Source organism: Cellulophaga sp. BC115SP (assembly GCF_009905545.1).
GTDB classification, from domain to species: domain Bacteria; phylum Bacteroidota; class Bacteroidia; order Cytophagales; family Spirosomataceae; genus Flectobacillus; species Flectobacillus rivi.
The window spans coordinates 61,282-78,800 of record NZ_JAAALB010000010.1 but is presented as its reverse complement, the minus strand read 5'-3'; the positions used below and the strand labels follow the sequence as shown (position 1 = coordinate 78,800).

The window sequence follows — 17,519 nt, the reverse complement described above, 5'->3', positions numbered from 1 at the left end:
CGTAGATGAATTTTAATAATATCATCCAAACTTCATGTATTTACCCTTTTCTCAATAATCAGCATGACTATAAGTTTGAGTGTAGTAATGAGTTTAAACGATTCAAATCACTACACAGCCCTCCTACTTGTATTGATGTTTTTGAGAGATTCATAAACGATTATAATCACTCAATCGCTCCATCACCAATTCCCTCAATAACCAGCCTCACTACCTTTATTTTAAAAACTAATGATAGATTCATTAATTCGATTCAGCATAAATCAAAAGCTGATTATTGGATTATTTGTCTTGAGCTTAATTGCTTGGGGTGGAATTTCCTTGACTCAGCTTACCGTAGATGCCCTGCCAGATATTACATCTAACCAAGTGCAGGTAATCACTCAATCTCCCGCTTTACCTGCTACTGAGGTTGAAAAATTTATCACTATTCCACTAGAAATCTCATTAAGAACCGTTCCAAATACGAAGGAAATTCGCTCTTTTTCGAGAATGGGCTTGTCAATTATTACGGTAGTCTTTGAAGACGACGTACCTATAGAAAAAGCTCGTCAGCAAGTAACTGAAAAGCTTAAAGAAGCCGAACCTAATCTAATTGCAGGAGCTGGGCGTCCCGAATTAGCACCTATTACGACAGGGCTTGGCGAATTTTATCAATATACGTTAGCAGTTGATCCAAAATTTAAAAATAACTATTCTCTCACCGAGCTTCGTACGATTCAAGATTGGATTGTGAAACGACAATTGCTTGGTATCAAGGGCGTTGTAGAGGTTAGTTCTTTTGGTGGAAATCTAAAACAATACGAAGTTGCCATTAATCCCGAACGCCTTAGTGCGGCCAATATTACCCTAAACGAACTGTTTACGGCGTTACAAGATAACAACTCGAACTCGGGTGGTAGCTATATCGAGAAAGGTACAGATGCCTATTTTATCCGCTCTGAAGGGATGGTAAAAAATGTCGAGGACATTGGCAATATTGTAGTAGCTAATCGAGGAGGGATTCCTGTATTAGTTAAAGATGTGGCTACCGTACAGTTTGGACACGCTGTTCGTTATGGAGCAATGACGCGTAATGGCGAAGGAGAGGCTGTCGGAGCGGTGGTATTATTACTCAAAGGCGCTTCGGCTCAGGTCGTAACTCAAGACGTAAAAGCTAGAATCAAAGAAATTCAAAAATCACTTCCAGAAGGTATTACAATTCAACCTTTCTTGGATCGTAGTAAATTGATTGACAAGGCGATAGGTACCGTAGAGAAAAACCTTGTAGAAGGTGGTTTGATTGTGATTTTTGTCTTGGTTTTACTCTTAGGAAATCTTCGTGCTGGGCTTGTGGTAGCCTCTGTGATTCCTCTGTGCTTGTTGTTTTCATTTAGTATGATGAACCTCTTTGGCGTATCGGCCAACTTGATGTCATTGGGTGCTATTGACTTTGGGTTGATTGTGGATGGCGCCGTGATTATTGTCGAAGCTATCATTCATCATTTACACGAAAGAGCTCAGAAGTCAGGAACACATACCCTAACGTTGACGCAACAGGAAATGAACGACGAAGTATATCATTCTGCCGTAACAATTCGTAAGTCAGCAGCTTTTGGAGAGATTATCATTTTGATTGTGTATTTCCCGATATTAGCCTTGACGGGTATTGAAGGAAAAATGTTTAAGCCCATGGCGCAAACGGTTGGTTTTGCCATAATCGGAGCCTTGATTTTATCATTGACTTATGTTCCAATGATGTCGTCTTTGTTATTGAGCAAAAAAGTCAATTTGAAAGAGACAATTTCTGATAAAATCATCAACTTTTTATACAAATTCTACGCCCCTATTATTCGCTGGGTATTGCATAACAAGGCGGTGGTAGTTGGTGGAGCAGTGGCGATGTTTGCGGGTAGTTTATTGTTATTCAATTCATTGGGAGGTGAGTTTATTCCAGAGTTAAACGAAGGCGATTTTGCGGTTGAGACGCTTTTGCATAGCAATGCTTCTTTATCGCAAAGTATCAAAATGAACAACCAAGCTCAACAAATTATACTTCGTGAGTTTCCAGATGAGGTAAGTCAAGTGGTATCTCGTATTGGAGCATCCGAAATACCTACTGATCCTATGGGAATCAATTCATGTGATTTAATTATTGAATTAAAAGACATGAAGCACTGGAAAAAAGCAGAAACGATGGAAGAGCTTTCTGCCAAAATGGATGATGCCTTGTCAGAATTACCTGGGGTAAATTTTGAATTCACACAACCTATTCAAATGCGTTTTAATGAGCTAATAGCAGGAACGAAATCTGATGTTGCGATTAAAATTTTTGGAGAGGACTTGGATATTTTATACCAAAAAGCACAAGAAAGTGCCAAGCATATTGCCAAAATCGAAGGTGTTGGAGATTTGAAAGTACAACAAATTGAAGGCGTTCCGCAAATGGTTGTGGACTATAATCGTGAGAAAATAGCTCAGTATGGTCTCAAAATAAAAGAACTCAACGCTCTTGTTAAGACTGCTTTTGCTGGCGAAGAAGCAGGTGTTGTATATGAAGGAGAAAAACGTTTTGGGTTAGTTGTTCGCCTTGATTCTGCGTATCGCAAAGATTTACAAAATATCAGCGATTTGTATGTTGATTTACCCAATGGTGGTAAAATTCCGTTATCGCAAGTTGCCAATATTTCATACCAAGATGCTCCTACCGAAATTGCTCGTGATAACGCTCGCCGTCGTATTACAATTGGGATTAATGTTCGTAATCGTGATGTCGAAAGTCTGGTACATGAAATTCAACAAGTATTAGACAAAAAAGTGGAACTTCCTGCAGGCTACAACTTTGTATATGGAGGAGCTTTTGAAAACCTCAATGCCGCCAAAAGTCGTTTGGCAATAGCGGTTCCTGTTGCGCTATTTCTCATTTTTGCTTTACTGTTTTTTACTTTTAATTCTCTCAAAGAAGCGCTTATTATTTTTGCTGCTATTCCGCTATCTGCTATTGGCGGTGTAATGGCGCTATGGCTTCGTGGAATGCCGTTTTCTGTGTCGGCAGGTATTGGTTTTATAGCTTTGTTTGGTGTAGCTGTACTCAACGGGATTGTATTGATAGCCTATTTCAATAGTCTCGAAAAGCAAGGCATTACTGATATTTATGAGCGAATTATTGAAGGAACTAAAACTCGTTTTCGTCCTGTGGTAATGACAGCCGCAGTAGCCTCTTTAGGCTTTTTGCCAATGGCACTTTCACATTCGCCAGGTGCTGAGGTACAACGTCCTTTGGCAACGGTAGTTATCGGAGGGTTGATTTCTGCAACGTTATTGACCTTAGTCGTATTGCCTGCTATTTATAGTCTAGCGGCCTCTAGAATAAAAGTAAAACCTTCGGTAGTAATCATTATTGTACTGTTAGGTTTTGGGGTAGGAAATACTACAAACGCTCAAAATTCTCCAGTGCTAACGCTTGATCATTGTATTGAAAAAGCGATTCAACAAAATCAGAGCTTACAAGTAGGAAAACTAGAGATTTCAGGAAATAGGGCTTTGGAAAAAACAGCAAAGGACTTACCCAAAACCAGTTTTGATACCCAATTTGGTCGTACACAGACGTATACAAACAATGATGTGACTTTTAGTTTGGGTCAATCATTTGCCTTTCCGTCTTTGTATAAAGCACAAGAGAATTTGTTGAAAAGTCATACAGCTTCGTCCGAAAAGCGTTTGAATATGACAAAGAATCAAGTAGTAGCAGAGGTAAAAAGTTTGTATTATCAAATTTTACTCAATACCCAATTACTCAAGGTGGTTCAGCAACAAGATAGTTTGTACCAAAGTGCTTTCAAGGCGGCGTCTTTACGCTATCAAACGGGTGAAACCAATTTACTCGAAAAGGTTTCGACCGAAACTCGTTTGCATGAAATCCAAAATAGAATTCAAAGTATTTTGTCTGATGAAAAGAGTCTATATCAGAGTCTTTCATTTTTGTTAAATATTACTGCTGATTTTGTGATTGATACGCAGACCAATATGCAAAAACCTTTGCAACTTCAAATAACAGAATTGAGCAATAATCCATATCTGGAATTGCTTAGACAGCAAATTGAAGTAAGTCAATTACAAACAAAACTCGAAAAAGAGCGTTTGAAACCTGATTTTAAAGTTGGGATTACCAACCAGAGTATTGAGCGAAACTATAACCAAAATTTTGTTCAGGCAGGACTCAATTTTCCCCTTTTTGCGAAGGCACAAAAGGCACGTATTAATGCAGCAGGTATCAACGAGCAAATTGCTAAAGAAAGTTTGTCTCTAGCCGAACAGCAAACTGCCAAGCAATTACAATCGCTAAAGATTCAGCTAGAAAAGCTAAGGAAATCAGTACAGTATTATCAAAGTTCTGCTATTCCGCAGGCTAATTTGATGATTAGCACTGCGCATAAAAGCTATCAAGCTGGAGAAATAGAATACGTGGAGTTTGTCCAAAGCATTACGCAGGCTTGGCAAATCAAAGAAATGTATTTGAGCGAAGTCCATAATTTAAATCAAGTAATTATCAATATCGAAACTCTTGTAGGTCATGAATAAGAAAGCCCCTATATATATTGCACTTTTGTCGAGTTTACTTTTATGGAACTGTTCAAAAGACCCCAAATCTGAAGCAAATGCTGAATCGACAGCCGAAAAAGTAGTCGATATCGTTCATGTGAGCGAGGCACAAGCCAAAAATATTCAATTACCAGTAGGTGGTTTTGAACAAACCATTGTAGGCGAAGAGGTTACTGCTAATGGTAAAGTAGAAGTACCGCCACAACAAATGATTTCGGTGAGTGTTCCGATTGCAGGTTTTGTCAAAAGCTTTAGCCTATTGCCAGGTACGCCCGTTCGTAAAGGACAAGTGCTAGCAGTAGTACAGAGTATGGAATATGTTCAGCTACAACAAGAATATTTGCAAGCGTTGAGCAAACAAAAATTCCAAGAGCAGGATTTGAGCCGCCAAGAAACCCTGAACCAAGAAAATGTAGGTTCAAAAAAGAAATTGCAGCAGATTGATTCTGAGTATCAGACAGGTAAAGCAATGATAAAAGGCTTGGAAGAAAAACTAAAGCTGATAGGATGTAATATCGCTAAGCTCAAAGCTGGGAATATTACACCCTCTATCAATGTGATTTCTCCTATTAATGGTGTAACCAAAATGGTTTATGTCAATATTGGAAAAAACATCGCTCCTACCGATGTCATGATGGAATTAGTGAGCCGTGAGCACATGCACTTAGAATTGAATGTTTTTGAAAAAGATGCTAATAAAGTGCAAGTAGGTCAAACATTATTACTCGAAAATCCGAGATTAGCAGATAAGCCTTTAACAGGAAAAGTGATTTTGGTAGGACAAACCATCGAAGGCCCAACCAAAGCTATTCTGGTTCATGGACACTTGGATAATGAAGTACTAGAGCAGAAACTAGTGGTGGGTCAGTATGTCAATACCAAAATTTTGACAGGTAAAAAAGCCGTACAAACTTTACCAGAAGATGCTGTTGTGCGTCGTGGAGAAGGCGGTTTTATCTTTGTAAGACTCAAAACAAATAGCTATCAACAAGTACCTGTGAAATTAGGAATTACAGAAAATGGCATGGTAGAAATCATCCTTGAAAAAACGCTTCCATCAAAAGAAATTGTCAAAGCAAATGCTTCTATTTTACAGGCTATGCTAGCAGGAGGCGAAGGAGAATAGTAGGGTGTTTTATTGAAACATGAATCTTTAGTAGTAGAGACGCAATGCTTTGCGTCTAAAAAGGGGTCGAAAATTATTTTTTCGACCCCTTTTTTTGATTTAGATACGATTGAGCTTTAGACGAAAGCATTGCGTCTCTACAATTAATCACTCATCTACTCAATCTTAATTTACTAAATACCTCACAAGAGTAAGTTTCTGAAAATCAAATGTGAATATATCTTTCCACTTACTCAGAAACCTTCTGTTTTTTTGTAGAACGCTTCATAATGAGCTATTTTAGTTTTGTATTAATCCTAAACTCTCAGTATGAAAACGCTCATATATCTATCTTTTTTCTTTATGTCTTTATTTGAAACGATCGCTCAAAATTTTATTGGTAACTGGCAAGGACAAGTTCAGGGCAGTGGAGGTGCTTTACAAGCCGAAATGTCCATTTCAAGTGCTGGGAATAACCAAATTGTTGGCCAACTACATGTGCACTCAGGTGCAAATCTTGAAAGCTATGAATTAAAATGTATCGTCAATACCTATAACGCATCTGGTACACTTTCATACAAAGATGGAACCGTATTTGGTCTTGAAATGATTTGGCAAAACAACACAATCCAACAACAAATTAGTTATAATAATCAGGTTATTCTACAAGGAAGCTTTTCTAAGAAAACAGAGGCTACAAAGCCTGCTGTCACATCTACAAAACCTGATGGATTATTTCGTGACCCTAACCTTGTTGGTACATGGACGCACCACGAAAATTACTCGTCAAACGGAGGGTTCTATGGCGGGAGTAGTACTTCCATCGTTCTCAATGCCGATGGGACGATAGACGATGGTGGCTCGAGCGCTTACGTAAGTGGACCTAATAGCTCTGGAAATTCCTCAGGCGGAGATAACTCTGTAATTGCTCAAATCAAAGCAGCGGGAGCACGTTGGTTTACCAAAGGGAATATGTTGTACTGGCGTATTACCATTAATGGCAAAGTCACAGATGTACCCAACTCGAAATACTACATCGACAAAGGAGCTTTACTGTTGACGGATTATAACACGGGTAAAAAAATGCTGTATTACAAGAAATAAGTATTAATGCACCATAAAATTGCATTAGTAAGCTTTAAGCGGTAAGCCGTAGGCATTAGGCAATAAATGTATTCATGATTTTATTAGAAACACTTTTATACCTTCAGCAATAGGGATAGCGCTTAATGCCTATTGCGAGTAAAATTAAAATTATCGCTCACAATTCAGCATTTATATCTAATTCTGCCACCATAGATACAAAAATAGGATTACCCAGAGAATATCTACAAAATGCCAATAGAACACGATTAAGTTGACTTTGAGCTGATTGGGAGGATTGACCGAATACACAAAAGATTCTACATAAGAGAGTCGTTTGAGCGATTCAATAAAGATTTTTACCAAAAAAATCAATCCCACAACGATATGAAGAATATGTAGTCCCGAAATCATGACAATAAATCCTCGGGAGGTTCGAATCGCTGAGTTGGCATTGAGTTCAAACAACTCCTTCCAACCTAATAGCTGCATGACAATAAAGCAAATACCAAGGGCGAGCGTGCTACCCATATAGAATCGATAGCTTTTAAAATTGTGCTTATCAAAACTCCATTCGGCAAGATATAACGTAAGACTGCTGATGAGCATTAATAAAGTACTTGCCCAAAAAATTTCAGGCAAAATCAGTTTACCAAAACCAGCTTCGGGTCTGCTCAAAATGGTATAGAATACCAATAAGCCCAAAAACAATAAGCCACTTCCAAACATGGCTAACTGTAGCATAAACTTAAACGGTTCTTTGCGTTGCATAATTTTAACTTGAAGGAAGACAATACCTCTGTACTTATTCCAAAGGACCTTGCCAAACCATATATTCTTTAAATGCTTGTTTTATTGCTGGGGTATTTTCAAAAATACCAAATACCGTTGAGCCCGATCCTGTCATGCAGGCATATTCAGCCCCAAGGCTATAAAGTTGATTTTTGATGTCTTGAATGATAGGATATTTGGGCGCGAGACTTATCTCAAAATCATTTAGTACGGACTCTTTCCAAGTACCTAAGGATTGAGACAAAGCTATTTGCAAATCGACATTGGCTGGCTTAGGCTTAATAGAGCTGTATGCTTCAGCCGTTGAAATATGAATATTGGGATTGACCAATACAATATATTTCCCTTTTAGTGAAACAGCTATTTCATCAAATTGGTCTCCTTTTCCGAAACAATATTTTGGTTTATTTTCGATAAAAAAGGCACAATCACTCCCCAACTGACTCGCATACGCCTGCATGGCTTTATCGTCAAGACCTAAACTAAACAATGAGTTGAGTGATTTAATGGTAAATGCACAGTCTGCCGACCCTCCTCCCAAACCTGCTCCAATTGGTACAACCTTGTGTAAATGAATACGTACAGGAGGCATTTCTGGAAAATCCTTTTTGAGTAAATGATAGGCTTTCAAACAGAGATTTTGACTGGCATCTCCAGGAATATCAATACCTGTACTCTCAAAACTCAAAGTTTCTGCTGGTAATATCTCTAGCGCATCGCTCCAACCCACAGGATAAAAACATGAACTTAAATTATGGAATCCATCAGCACGTTTCTCGGTGATATAAAGCCCTATATTAATCTTAGCGTTGGGAAAAGTTAGCATTTTGAGTAATTCTAATAAGTTTAATGTTTAATAGTCACAAATATACTAGAGGTGTAGGTTAAGTCTATACACTCTAATTCAAGTCTCAGACTAATTTTTTGTAAAGTTTATCAACTTAAAATATCATCTATCCTATTCGGATAATCAGTGATAATTCCATCGACGCCCATCATAATCAAACGACGCATATCTTCAATTTCATTAATCGTCCAAGGCACCACACGAATTCCTTTTTGGTGACAAATCTCTATTTTACCTTCCGTTAAACTTTTGAAGTAAGGGCTAAAATAATCAGGTAAAAATCCCAACTTTTCTAAAGATGGACGAACCCCTTCATTAGTCACTAAAGCCGAAAGTTGTACTTTAGGATAAACTCCCAAATCCATTTGTTGTTTGCAGTATTTCAAAATATTAAAGTCAAAACTCTGAACAATAACATGCTCAGGATTAATATTTTTGAAGACTTCAAATACTTTGTCACAAAATACCTTGACATCGTATGGCTGGCTAATCCCATATTCTTTCTCTTCAGATTTTATCTCAATATTGTATCCAAAATCAGGGTATTTTTTACGTTGAGCTTCACAAGCCTTTAACATTTCAGCAAGCAAGGGTTTGTAAGCTGCCATTGGCTTTTGCTCTGGAAATAACTTATTTCCTCTTTGGCCAACATCAAAACTGCGAATTTGTTCATAAGAAAGCTGAAACAAATTAAGGTTTTTCTCCTCGCTTTTACGCACCGCTTTACCTGTTGGATAAGAAGAAAAAAGTGAGTTGATATACGGTTCATGTGAAACTACTACATCGAGATCTCTACTCAGACAAACATCTAATTCCAGATAGTCAATAGGATACTTCAAAGCCTCCAAGAAGGCTGGAATAGTATTTTCTGGTAAAAGTCCTCTACAACCTCTATGTCCTTGAAAAATAATGGATTGTATCATGATATAACGTGGGATTTTATATGTTTTTGCAAAAAAGACAATATATTTAAGCTAAAGTACTATCGAATAGAAGCTTTATTTTAATAATAGCTTGTTAGGAATTAAAGCCTATCTTACTGAAAAAGCATTGCTAAATACTCAATGTAATCAATCTACTAATTGTTCTTCTGTTTCTAATGTTTATATTTATAAAAAATATTGCAATTGTTCAATTGTTGAACGCTGTAAACTTACCGATTCACCAAACTAAAACGCAAACACCCAATGAAAGTTGTTAAAACTCTTGTCACTGTTGGAATTACTGTAGGTCTTTGCTATGCCCTAAACCGTGGCTGGGGAAATATTCCTCCGATGGGAAATTTTCTAAGTCCATTTACAGGCTTCTGGACCAATGCCGAGGCTATTGCTCCCAAATCTGAGCTTCAAATATTAAATATCCCAGGCTTACAAGACGAAGTTACGGTAGAGTATGACGAAACTGGTGTGCCGCATATTTTTGCTCAAAACGATCACGACTTGTATTTGGCTCAAGGATATGTTACAGCCAAAGACCGCCTCTGGCAAATGGAGTTTCAGACTCATTTTGCCGCAGGTCGCTTAACTGAAATCGTGGGTGAAAAAGCCCTCGAGCAAGACCGCTATCAACGAAGAATGGGGTCGGTTTTTGGTGCAGAAAAATCATTCGAAGGAATGATGGAAGATCCCAAAGGCAAAGTGGCACTCGAAGCCTATTCTGACGGGATCAATGCCTATATTTCTCAACTAAAACCAAGAGATTATCCCGTAGAATATAAATTGTTGGGCTATGCTCCCGAACCTTGGACTCCCATTAAAAGTGCTTTGTTCCTCAAAAATATGTCATTTGTCCTTGCGTCTGGAACAGACGATTTGCGCATGACGAATATTTTAGGGAAATATGGTAAAGCCATAGCCGAAGAGCTTTTTCCTAACTATCCTTTCAAAGAAAGTCCTATTATTCCAGAAGGAACGCCTTTAGATTTTAAACCAATTCCATTACCCAAAGCTCCTGTAGATTTTGTTGGAATGGGAAGTAACAAAGTAGCCGAAGAACGTGACAAAGGAATAGGCTCCAACAACTGGGCTGTAGGTGGCGAAAAGTCCGTGACAGGCTTACCAATTTTATCTAATGACCCACATCTTACCTTGAGTTTACCATCTATTTGGTATCAAGTTCAGTTGACAGCGCCAGGGGTAAATGTTTATGGCTCCACTATGCCAGGAACACCCAATGTAATCATCGGTTTCAATAACGATATTGCGTGGGGTGTAACCAATGTTGGTGCCGATGTTGTAGACTGGTATCAAGTAAAATTTAAGGATGCTAAGAAAGAAGAATATTGGCACGACAACCAATGGAAAAAAATCCAGAAACGAATAGAAACCTATACCGTAAAAGGTGGAAAAACTGTAGTGGATACCGTTCTTTATACACATCATGGTCCTGTAGTGTATTTGGATAATGAAAAGCCTATCCGTGACAATATCCCGACTGGTCACGCTTTGCGTTGGATTGCTCATGAAAAATCACAGGAGTTGAGTGCTTTTTATCATTTGAACCGTGCCAAAAACTATGATGAATATGTGAAGGCTTTAGGATATTATTCGGCTCCTGCTCAAAACTTTATTTTTGCCAGTAATCAAAACGATATTGCCTTGTGGGTCAATGGGAAATTCCCACTAAAAGCTCGTGAGCAAGGCAAATACATTTTGGATGGAACCAACCCTGCAGCTGATTGGCAAGGTTTTATCCCTCAGTTGCATAATCCACATGTGAAAAATCCTAAACGTGGTTTTGTGAGCTCTGCAAACCAATCGTCAACTGACCCTAAGTATCCTTACTATATCAACTGGGAATTTGCTCCTGCCGAGCGTGGACGCCGTATCAATACTCGTTTGCAAACCATGAACAAAGCAACGGTTGATAGTTTGAGAGAATTGCAAAACGATAATTATAACCTTAAGGCAGAAGATTGGTTGCCAACGATGTTGAGTTTTGTACAAAAGCCTTCCCAAAAACAAATGGCTGCGGTACGCGTGTTACAACTCTGGAACAAATTCAATAATCCAGATGAAATAGGACCAACAATATTTACGGTTTGGGTAGAATTACTGAACAACGCTATTTGGGAAGACGACTTTGGCTATGACAAAAACATTCCAATGAAATCGCCATCGCATGCACGCACACTTCAGTTAATCTTAAAGCAACCAGATGCTAAATGGTTTGATGATGTAAGAACTAAAGATAAGAAAGAGACCTTGACAGAATTGGCCAATGTGACACTTAATGCTACAATCGATAGTTTGACAAAATGGCAAAATGCACCAATGGGAACCGCTTGGGCTTGGGAAAAATATAAATCAACGGACATTAAACACTTGATTCCGGGCTTAGATGCTTTGAGTAAAATGGATGTTAAAATCGGCGGTGGAAGTGGAATAGTCAATGCTACAACGGGTCGTACGGGACCATCTTGGCGTATGATTGTACAGTTAGGCAAAGACAAATCGGTAAAAGGATATGGCGTATTCCCTGGTGGACAGTCAGGAAACCCAGGAAGCCCACATTATGACGATATGATCGAAACTTGGCGTAAGGGAGAATTAAATTCTTTACTTTTCTTACAAAACAAAGAAGAAAAAAGTGAACGAATCAAACAAACCTTAGTCTTGAAAAAGAAATAGTAAGAATCTCCATTCATGTCATTTTACGATGTTTTATTCAAAATAGTAGAAAGCAAATGAGCGCATTTTCAAATAACAAAATATTCAGTCCTTTTGCAGGGCTATTGTTGGCTTTGGTCATCTTATTTCAATATTTATTACCATGGTGGTCTATGGCTTTGGCAAGCGCTATTGCGGCGTTTTTATTGGCAGGTTCGGCAGGAGGTGCTTTCCGCATTGGTGCATTCATCAACATACTCGTTTGGTTAGCTATAGCTTTCTGGAGCCATTGGCGAAGTGAAGGTATTTTGACGACCAAAATTGCAGGAGTTTTACCTTTGGGTGGCAGTGCTATTGCCCTATTTGTAGTGACTCTTGTAGTAGGAGGATTAATCGGCGGTTTAGGAGCATTAAGTGGTTTTCAGGTAAGGCAATTAATAAAGAAATAAGGGTAGAATTCCCCCTTCTACTTCTAAAAGTAGCTATTACCAAACCTCAATTTGCATTTTTGGGTCAAGAATGATTATCTTGTCAAAGATTAGCATCAGATAGATAGGCAGTCACCCACACCAATACCATGCTGAGTAACAGTGAGAAAACGATGGATAATTCCTAAAAAAAACTATCTTTGCGAACATTTTTTAACAAGTATCATCTGATTTATCAATACTATTAACAATTTAAAAATGAAAAAATTATCCCTAATTTTGTGTGGAGGTTTGGCAATTGCAACAACTTTATTCTCTTGTAACAAAGGCGAAGAAAAAGCAAGTACAGCTTCTTCATCCTCTGCTGCAATCTCAGTTGACGGAAAAAAAGTAGTTTTTGTAAATACAGATTCTTTGTTGACGAACTATCAATTTTACAAAGACGCTCAAAAAGAATTTGAAAACAAAGGTTACCGTTTGCAAGTTGATTTAGGTCAACGTGAGCGTGCACTTCAAACTGAAGGTTCTGCTATCCAACAACGTGCTCAAGCAATGACTCAAGCAGAATTGCAAGCAGCAGACATGATGTTGAGAAAGAAAGCTGGTGAATTGCAACAATACAGCCAACAAAAGCAAGCTGCTTTGGCTCAAGAGCAAGCTAAAAAACAAGAAGAACTTTATACAAACATTCGTGAGTATATCAAAAAGCACAATGCCGAGAACAAATACGAGTTTGTTTTAGGTTATAGTTCAAATGGTGGTGGTATTCTATATGCTGACAACGCAGTAGATGTAACACAGCAAATTATCGACGGTCTTAACAAAGAATACGCTGAGAAAAAAGGCGCAGCTAAGAAATAATCTTATTTGCCCGACTTAGCTATAAGTCTTTTGCTCATAAAGCCATACAGCCATAAACTGTATGGCTTTTTTTGTCATACCTAGAGCAAAAAACTATTTATGAAATTGAAATGAATGAGATAAATCTCTTATTAGGGCTGTACGAATGACTTCAAACTATTGCAGATTTGGGATTTCTGATTTCGGAAATAAAGTAAAACACCTTTGTTTTTTGCAAAATATAGAAGATTATACTTCCGAAATCCAACATCCGACATAAACAGTTTTTATAATCCTTCGTACAGTACCAATCTCTCATTCATCATTCACACAATCACAATTAAAAAAATGGGAAAAGAAAAAATTGAAAAAAGTATTAACATCAAAAACAAAAGAGCCTCTTTTGAATACTTTTTCCTAGAAACCTATACGGCAGGAATTATGCTCATGGGAACCGAAATCAAATCTATTCGTCAAGGAAAAGTAAATCTTACAGATGCGTATTGCGTGTTTTTGAATGAAGAACTTTTTATCCGTCAGATGAATATTTCGAAATATAGCGAAGGAACTCACTACAATCACGAACCTCTTCGTGATAGAAAATTGTTGTTAACCAAACGTGAGTTAGGCAAGTTACAAAACAAACTAAAAGATCAAGGTTTAACCATGGTTCCCACACGTATGTATATTTCGGATAGAGGTTTTGCTAAGGTTGAAATCGCTTTGGCGAAAGGTAAAAAGCTTTACGATAAACGTGAAACCATTAAGGAAAAAGATGTAAAACGTAATATGGAACGAGAATAAGTGTTGAATTGTGAGTGCTGAGTTTTGAATTGTCCTTTGTCCTTGCCTAAAAAGCTTAAACTCATAATTCACCCATTCGTAATTCATCATCAAAATGCACGTTTCCGTAAAAGATAAAATTATGTTGGAAAGAATACCAGTCAATTTGATTACTGGCTATTTAGGAGTTGGAAAAACAACCGCTATCGTTAACTTGCTCAAGCAGAAGCCAGAAGATGAAAAATGGACAGTATTGGTCAATGACTTTGGAGAAGTCTCAATTGATCATCTTACGTTAGCATCCGAAGGTGATAAGGATTTACAAGTTTTGGAAGTAGAAGGAGGCTGTATTTGTTGCTCAGCGGCACAAAATATGCACTTTTCGCTTCAAATGATGCTCACACGTTTGCGTCCTAATCGCATTTTGATTGAACCAACAGGGATGGGGCATCCAGCGAGTATTTTGGATTTGCTACGAAGCCGTGCCTTTTCCAACGATATCTATGTTGACACCACAATTTGTATCTTGAATCCAGCACAATTGAGTCGTGAGCGTTATCAAACCGATGGCACTTATCTCGACCAGATTTCTCTGGCAGATGTGTTGGTCGCTAATAAAACTGATTTGTGTACCGAGGAGGAACTTGAATTTTTTTGGGAATATGCCGATGAGATATATCCACCCAAATTAGTTGTAGATAGGATTGAGCAAGGACGTCTAAAGCCAGAATGGCTAAGTTTAGGAATTGATGAAAATCGTTTACCTCAATTCCCAAATGAGCATTTAGAGCACGAGTCGCCTGTAGAAAATCATACGACTCAATCAGTTTTATTTCAGCAAGTTCCAAGAGTAGGTAAGCCAATCATGAAACCCAACAAAGGCTTGGGAAGTTATTCATGTGGCTGGATTTTTTCTCATAAAGAGGTATTCGACCTCAACAAACTCAATATGTTGATAGTACGCTGGTATTTTGACAATAAAATTCATCGAGCTAAAGGAATCTTACGAACAGGCGAAGATTGGTATTTGTACAATTGCGTAGAAGGTATGCCAACGAGCCATTATTTGGCATACAGAAGGGATAGCCGTCTAGAGCTCATTTCGTCAGAGCCACTCGATTGGAAAGCATTACAAGTACAGATTCTGGAGTGTATTGTATGATAGATAACTATAGCATATTCAAAACTTAACATTCCCAATTCCTCACTTAAAAAACTCCTCCAAATACTCACTTGGGGATTTGCCCTTGATGCGTTTGAAGATACGGTTGAAGTTGGTAATACTATTAAAACCACAACTGTAGGCTACTTGTGCAATACCAATGGGAGATTCGTTGGTGAGTTTTTTACAGGCTTCATTAATACGTACTTCATTTAGGAACGATAAAAAGGTATGACCTGTGTGCTTTTTGAAATATCTACAAAAAGCATGCGGAGTCATGTGCGCTTTATTAGCTGCATCTTCGAGAGTAATAGGCTTTTCAAATTCTTGAATGATAAAATTATAGATATTACTCATTCTCAAGCCCTCGTTTTCACTGTAAAGTTTTGGTCTTGAGCCTTCCGAAAGTGCATCCAGTGGTTCTATGCTAGAAATTAGCCTCAGCAAATCCATAAAATGAATCATTTGCTCGATACCGATATGTTCGTGAATGAGCATCATTTTGGTCGAAATCTCCTCCGCTTTTTCTGCTGGTATCTTAAATCCGTTGGGATTTTGTTGTAAAAAGCGTTTTACATTGAGCATTTCGGGTAAGTTAAACAAAGCCGCTAATGGTCCATGAGGATTAAAAAATAGTACCAAGGCTTGAATCTCTAATTCGCTTTTAGGTAAAAAATAGCTCGGATCACTCTTAAACATGTGCGGTTGATTGGCACCCAACCAAAAAATATCATTCGATTTGAAGGTGTGCATATTATTATCCGCAATCAAAGTTCCTTCACCTTGTTGCACCCATGTAATCTGTATTTCCTCATGTCTATGCAAATGTGGATAGAAATAAGGCATGATGTCCTGCTGAACGATAATCGTATGATCGTGCGGTACGGGAATAGTAAATTGTAATACTTTCATTTGCTCATTAAATACTATTTAAAAGGATTCAACGTCTGTCTTGGTTTTGAATCTACAGGTACTCAATCTATGAGTCTATCACAAAATAACATTTAAACTCCGCTACCCAAATCCAATACCCAAAAGCTAAAATTAGTTTGCCTTCATGCTACCCGAACACTCTTTTCTACTAATTAGCTAAATATAAACAACTTTATAGATATATCACACATAAACAGGTTAATATCTGGCTATAATTGATTAAAAATCAACCTTTGACCCGCTTATGTTTTGGGTAATTTTGATAAAAAACAACAACAGAACTATGGCAATCAATTGGCAAGGCGTATTTCCCGCTGTGACGACAAAGTTTGGTGCAGATGACCAACTTGATTTTGAATTATTTGACAAAAACTTGCAATTCCAACTTGAGGCAGGTGTCGACGGTATCATTCTTGGCGGAACCTTAGGTGAGGCAAGTGTACTGAGTCTAGAAGAAAAAGGAGCGTTGGTAAAGTTTACCGTTGAAAAGGTAGCTGGACGTGTTCCAGTAGTTTTAAATATTGCTGAAGGAGCTACCAGAGATGCAATTCAATTGGCTAAACTAGCCGAAGAGTGGGGTGCCGCTGGTTTGATGATGCTTCCTCCGATGCGCTACAAAGCTGATGACTTCGAAACAGTAGAATATTTCAAAGCGGTAGCCAATTCAACTACACTTCCTATTATGATTTACAATAACCCTGTAGATTATAAAATTGAAGTAACATTGGATATGTTTGCTGCCTTGGCTGAGTGCGAAAACATTCAGGCAGTAAAAGAATCTACGCGTGATTTGACCAACGTAACCAGAATGCGTAATCGTTTTGGCGACAGATTCAAAATCATGTGTGGTGTAGATACCATTGCTATGGAACAATTGGTGATGGGTGCTGATGGATGGGTTGCAGGTTTGGTATGTGCCTTCCCTGAGGAAACGGTGGCCATTTATAAATTAGTAAAAGCTGGTCGCTACGAAGAAGCTCTTAGCATTTACCGTTGGTTCATGCCATTGTTAGAATTAGATATTCATCCAAAATTAGTACAATACATCAAGTTGGCTGAATCAAGAGTTGATTTGGGTAGTGAAGCGGTGCGCCCACCACGTTTGGTACTTAGCGGTGCTGAAAGAGAACGCATTTTAGCACTTATTGATGGCGCTATTGCAATCAGACCAACTTTGCCAGATTATAAGGCGATTGTATTATAATTTGGGGATTTGAAGATTTGAAAATGTATCGTTTAATTATTTTCAAATCTTCAAATTAACTCATTTTCAAACTTAAAAGGCTGTACTTGACCTTTGGCTATTAGATTAGAGGTGATGAAGGGGATAGTCTTTTGTCTATTATCGTTTGAGAAT

13 protein-coding genes are annotated in these 17,519 nt (G+C 38.0%); 9 read left to right on the top strand and 4 right to left on the bottom strand.

Annotation, left to right across the window (positions count from 1 at the left end; all coding sequences use genetic code 11):
• Positions 1 to 231 precede the first annotated feature (231 nt).
• From GVN22_RS10110 to GVN22_RS10100, 3 genes are all read left to right on the top strand, one after another.
• Positions 232 to 4,560 (top strand): CusA/CzcA family heavy metal efflux RND transporter, encoded by a 4,329-nt coding sequence (locus GVN22_RS10110; protein ID WP_166550910.1) that lies wholly within the window; start codon positions 232 to 234, stop codon positions 4,558 to 4,560.
• Positions 4,553 to 5,707, top strand: coding sequence for an efflux RND transporter periplasmic adaptor subunit (locus GVN22_RS10105; protein WP_166550909.1), 1,155 nt, complete (start codon positions 4,553 to 4,555; stop codon positions 5,705 to 5,707). Before GVN22_RS10110 ends, GVN22_RS10105 begins: the two co-directional genes overlap by 8 nt.
• 309 nt (positions 5,708 to 6,016) lie before the next feature.
• Positions 6,017 to 6,790 carry a hypothetical protein gene (locus GVN22_RS10100; protein ID WP_166550908.1) on the top strand — a complete coding sequence of 258 codons (774 nt, stop codon included), beginning with the start codon at positions 6,017 to 6,019 and terminating at the stop codon, positions 6,788 to 6,790.
• 177 nt (positions 6,791 to 6,967) lie between these two features.
• Here the strand turns inward: GVN22_RS10100 and GVN22_RS10095 are convergent, their stop codons facing one another.
• The 3 genes from GVN22_RS10095 to GVN22_RS10085 form a co-directional block, all read right to left on the bottom strand.
• On the bottom strand, positions 6,968 to 7,540 hold the full coding sequence (locus GVN22_RS10095; protein WP_166550907.1) for a cytochrome c oxidase subunit 3: 573 nt from the start codon (positions 7,538 to 7,540) through the stop codon (positions 6,968 to 6,970).
• A gap of 34 nt (positions 7,541 to 7,574) precedes the next feature.
• Complete coding sequence (gene ispE / locus GVN22_RS10090; protein ID WP_166550906.1) at positions 7,575 to 8,387, bottom strand: 4-(cytidine 5'-diphospho)-2-C-methyl-D-erythritol kinase; 813 nt, start codon at positions 8,385 to 8,387, stop codon at positions 7,575 to 7,577.
• Positions 8,388 to 8,497: 110 nt separating this feature from the next.
• A complete protein-coding gene (locus GVN22_RS10085) occupies positions 8,498 to 9,331 on the bottom strand; it encodes a glycerophosphodiester phosphodiesterase family protein (protein WP_166550905.1) in 834 nt (277 codons plus the stop codon).
• A 264-nt stretch (positions 9,332 to 9,595) separates the two neighbouring features.
• Between GVN22_RS10085 and GVN22_RS10080 the strand changes: the two genes are divergently transcribed.
• The 5 genes from GVN22_RS10080 (at position 9,596) to GVN22_RS10060 (ending at position 15,229) form a co-directional block, all read left to right on the top strand.
• Positions 9,596 to 12,037 carry a penicillin acylase family protein gene (locus tag GVN22_RS10080; RefSeq protein ID WP_166550904.1) on the top strand — a complete coding sequence of 814 codons (2,442 nt, stop codon included), beginning with the start codon at positions 9,596 to 9,598 and terminating at the stop codon, positions 12,035 to 12,037.
• 56 nt (positions 12,038 to 12,093) lie between these two features.
• Positions 12,094 to 12,465, top strand: coding sequence for a hypothetical protein (locus GVN22_RS10075; protein ID WP_166550903.1), 372 nt, complete (start codon positions 12,094 to 12,096; stop codon positions 12,463 to 12,465).
• Positions 12,466 to 12,702: 237 nt separating this feature from the next.
• Complete coding sequence (locus tag GVN22_RS10070) at positions 12,703 to 13,305, top strand: OmpH family outer membrane protein (protein ID WP_166550902.1); 603 nt, start codon at positions 12,703 to 12,705, stop codon at positions 13,303 to 13,305.
• A 327-nt stretch (positions 13,306 to 13,632) separates the two neighbouring features.
• Positions 13,633 to 14,088 carry an SsrA-binding protein SmpB gene (gene smpB, locus GVN22_RS10065; RefSeq protein ID WP_095160986.1) on the top strand — a complete coding sequence of 152 codons (456 nt, stop codon included), beginning with the start codon at positions 13,633 to 13,635 and terminating at the stop codon, positions 14,086 to 14,088.
• A gap of 121 nt (positions 14,089 to 14,209) precedes the next feature.
• Positions 14,210 to 15,229: a GTP-binding protein gene (locus GVN22_RS10060; protein WP_166550901.1), complete on the top strand. Its 1,020-nt coding sequence runs from the start codon at positions 14,210 to 14,212 to the stop codon at positions 15,227 to 15,229.
• A 42-nt stretch (positions 15,230 to 15,271) separates the two neighbouring features.
• Here GVN22_RS10060 and GVN22_RS10055 read toward each other — a convergent pair whose 3' ends face one another.
• Positions 15,272 to 16,141 carry an AraC family transcriptional regulator gene (locus GVN22_RS10055; protein WP_166550900.1) on the bottom strand — a complete coding sequence of 290 codons (870 nt, stop codon included), beginning with the start codon at positions 16,139 to 16,141 and terminating at the stop codon, positions 15,272 to 15,274.
• A gap of 304 nt (positions 16,142 to 16,445) precedes the next feature.
• On the opposite strand from GVN22_RS10055, the gene GVN22_RS10050 reads away from it, so the two are divergent.
• Entirely contained in the window at positions 16,446 to 17,366 is a 921-nt protein-coding gene (locus GVN22_RS10050) for a dihydrodipicolinate synthase family protein (RefSeq protein WP_205690845.1), read from the top strand.
• Positions 17,367 to 17,519: the final 153 nt, after the last annotated feature.

Coding starts and splice junctions, on each gene's coding strand:
- GVN22_RS10070 (WP_166550902.1), top strand. CDS start 12,703: ATGAAAAAATTATCCCTAATTTTGTGTGGAGGTTTGGCAATTGCAACA.
- GVN22_RS10050 (WP_205690845.1), top strand. CDS start 16,446: ATGGCAATCAATTGGCAAGGCGTATTTCCCGCTGTGACGACAAAGTTT.
- GVN22_RS10095 (WP_166550907.1), bottom strand. CDS start 7,540: ATGCAACGCAAAGAACCGTTTAAGTTTATGCTACAGTTAGCCATGTTT.
- GVN22_RS10085 (WP_166550905.1), bottom strand. CDS start 9,331: ATGATACAATCCATTATTTTTCAAGGACATAGAGGTTGTAGAGGACTT.
- GVN22_RS10075 (WP_166550903.1), top strand. CDS start 12,094: ATGAGCGCATTTTCAAATAACAAAATATTCAGTCCTTTTGCAGGGCTA.
- ispE (WP_166550906.1), bottom strand. CDS start 8,387: ATGCTAACTTTTCCCAACGCTAAGATTAATATAGGGCTTTATATCACC.
- GVN22_RS10100 (WP_166550908.1), top strand. CDS start 6,017: ATGAAAACGCTCATATATCTATCTTTTTTCTTTATGTCTTTATTTGAA.
- GVN22_RS10060 (WP_166550901.1), top strand. CDS start 14,210: ATGTTGGAAAGAATACCAGTCAATTTGATTACTGGCTATTTAGGAGTT.
- GVN22_RS10055 (WP_166550900.1), bottom strand. CDS start 16,141: ATGAAAGTATTACAATTTACTATTCCCGTACCGCACGATCATACGATT.
- GVN22_RS10105 (WP_166550909.1), top strand. CDS start 4,553: ATGAATAAGAAAGCCCCTATATATATTGCACTTTTGTCGAGTTTACTT.
- smpB (WP_095160986.1), top strand. CDS start 13,633: ATGGGAAAAGAAAAAATTGAAAAAAGTATTAACATCAAAAACAAAAGA.
- GVN22_RS10110 (WP_166550910.1), top strand. CDS start 232: ATGATAGATTCATTAATTCGATTCAGCATAAATCAAAAGCTGATTATT.
- GVN22_RS10080 (WP_166550904.1), top strand. CDS start 9,596: ATGAAAGTTGTTAAAACTCTTGTCACTGTTGGAATTACTGTAGGTCTT.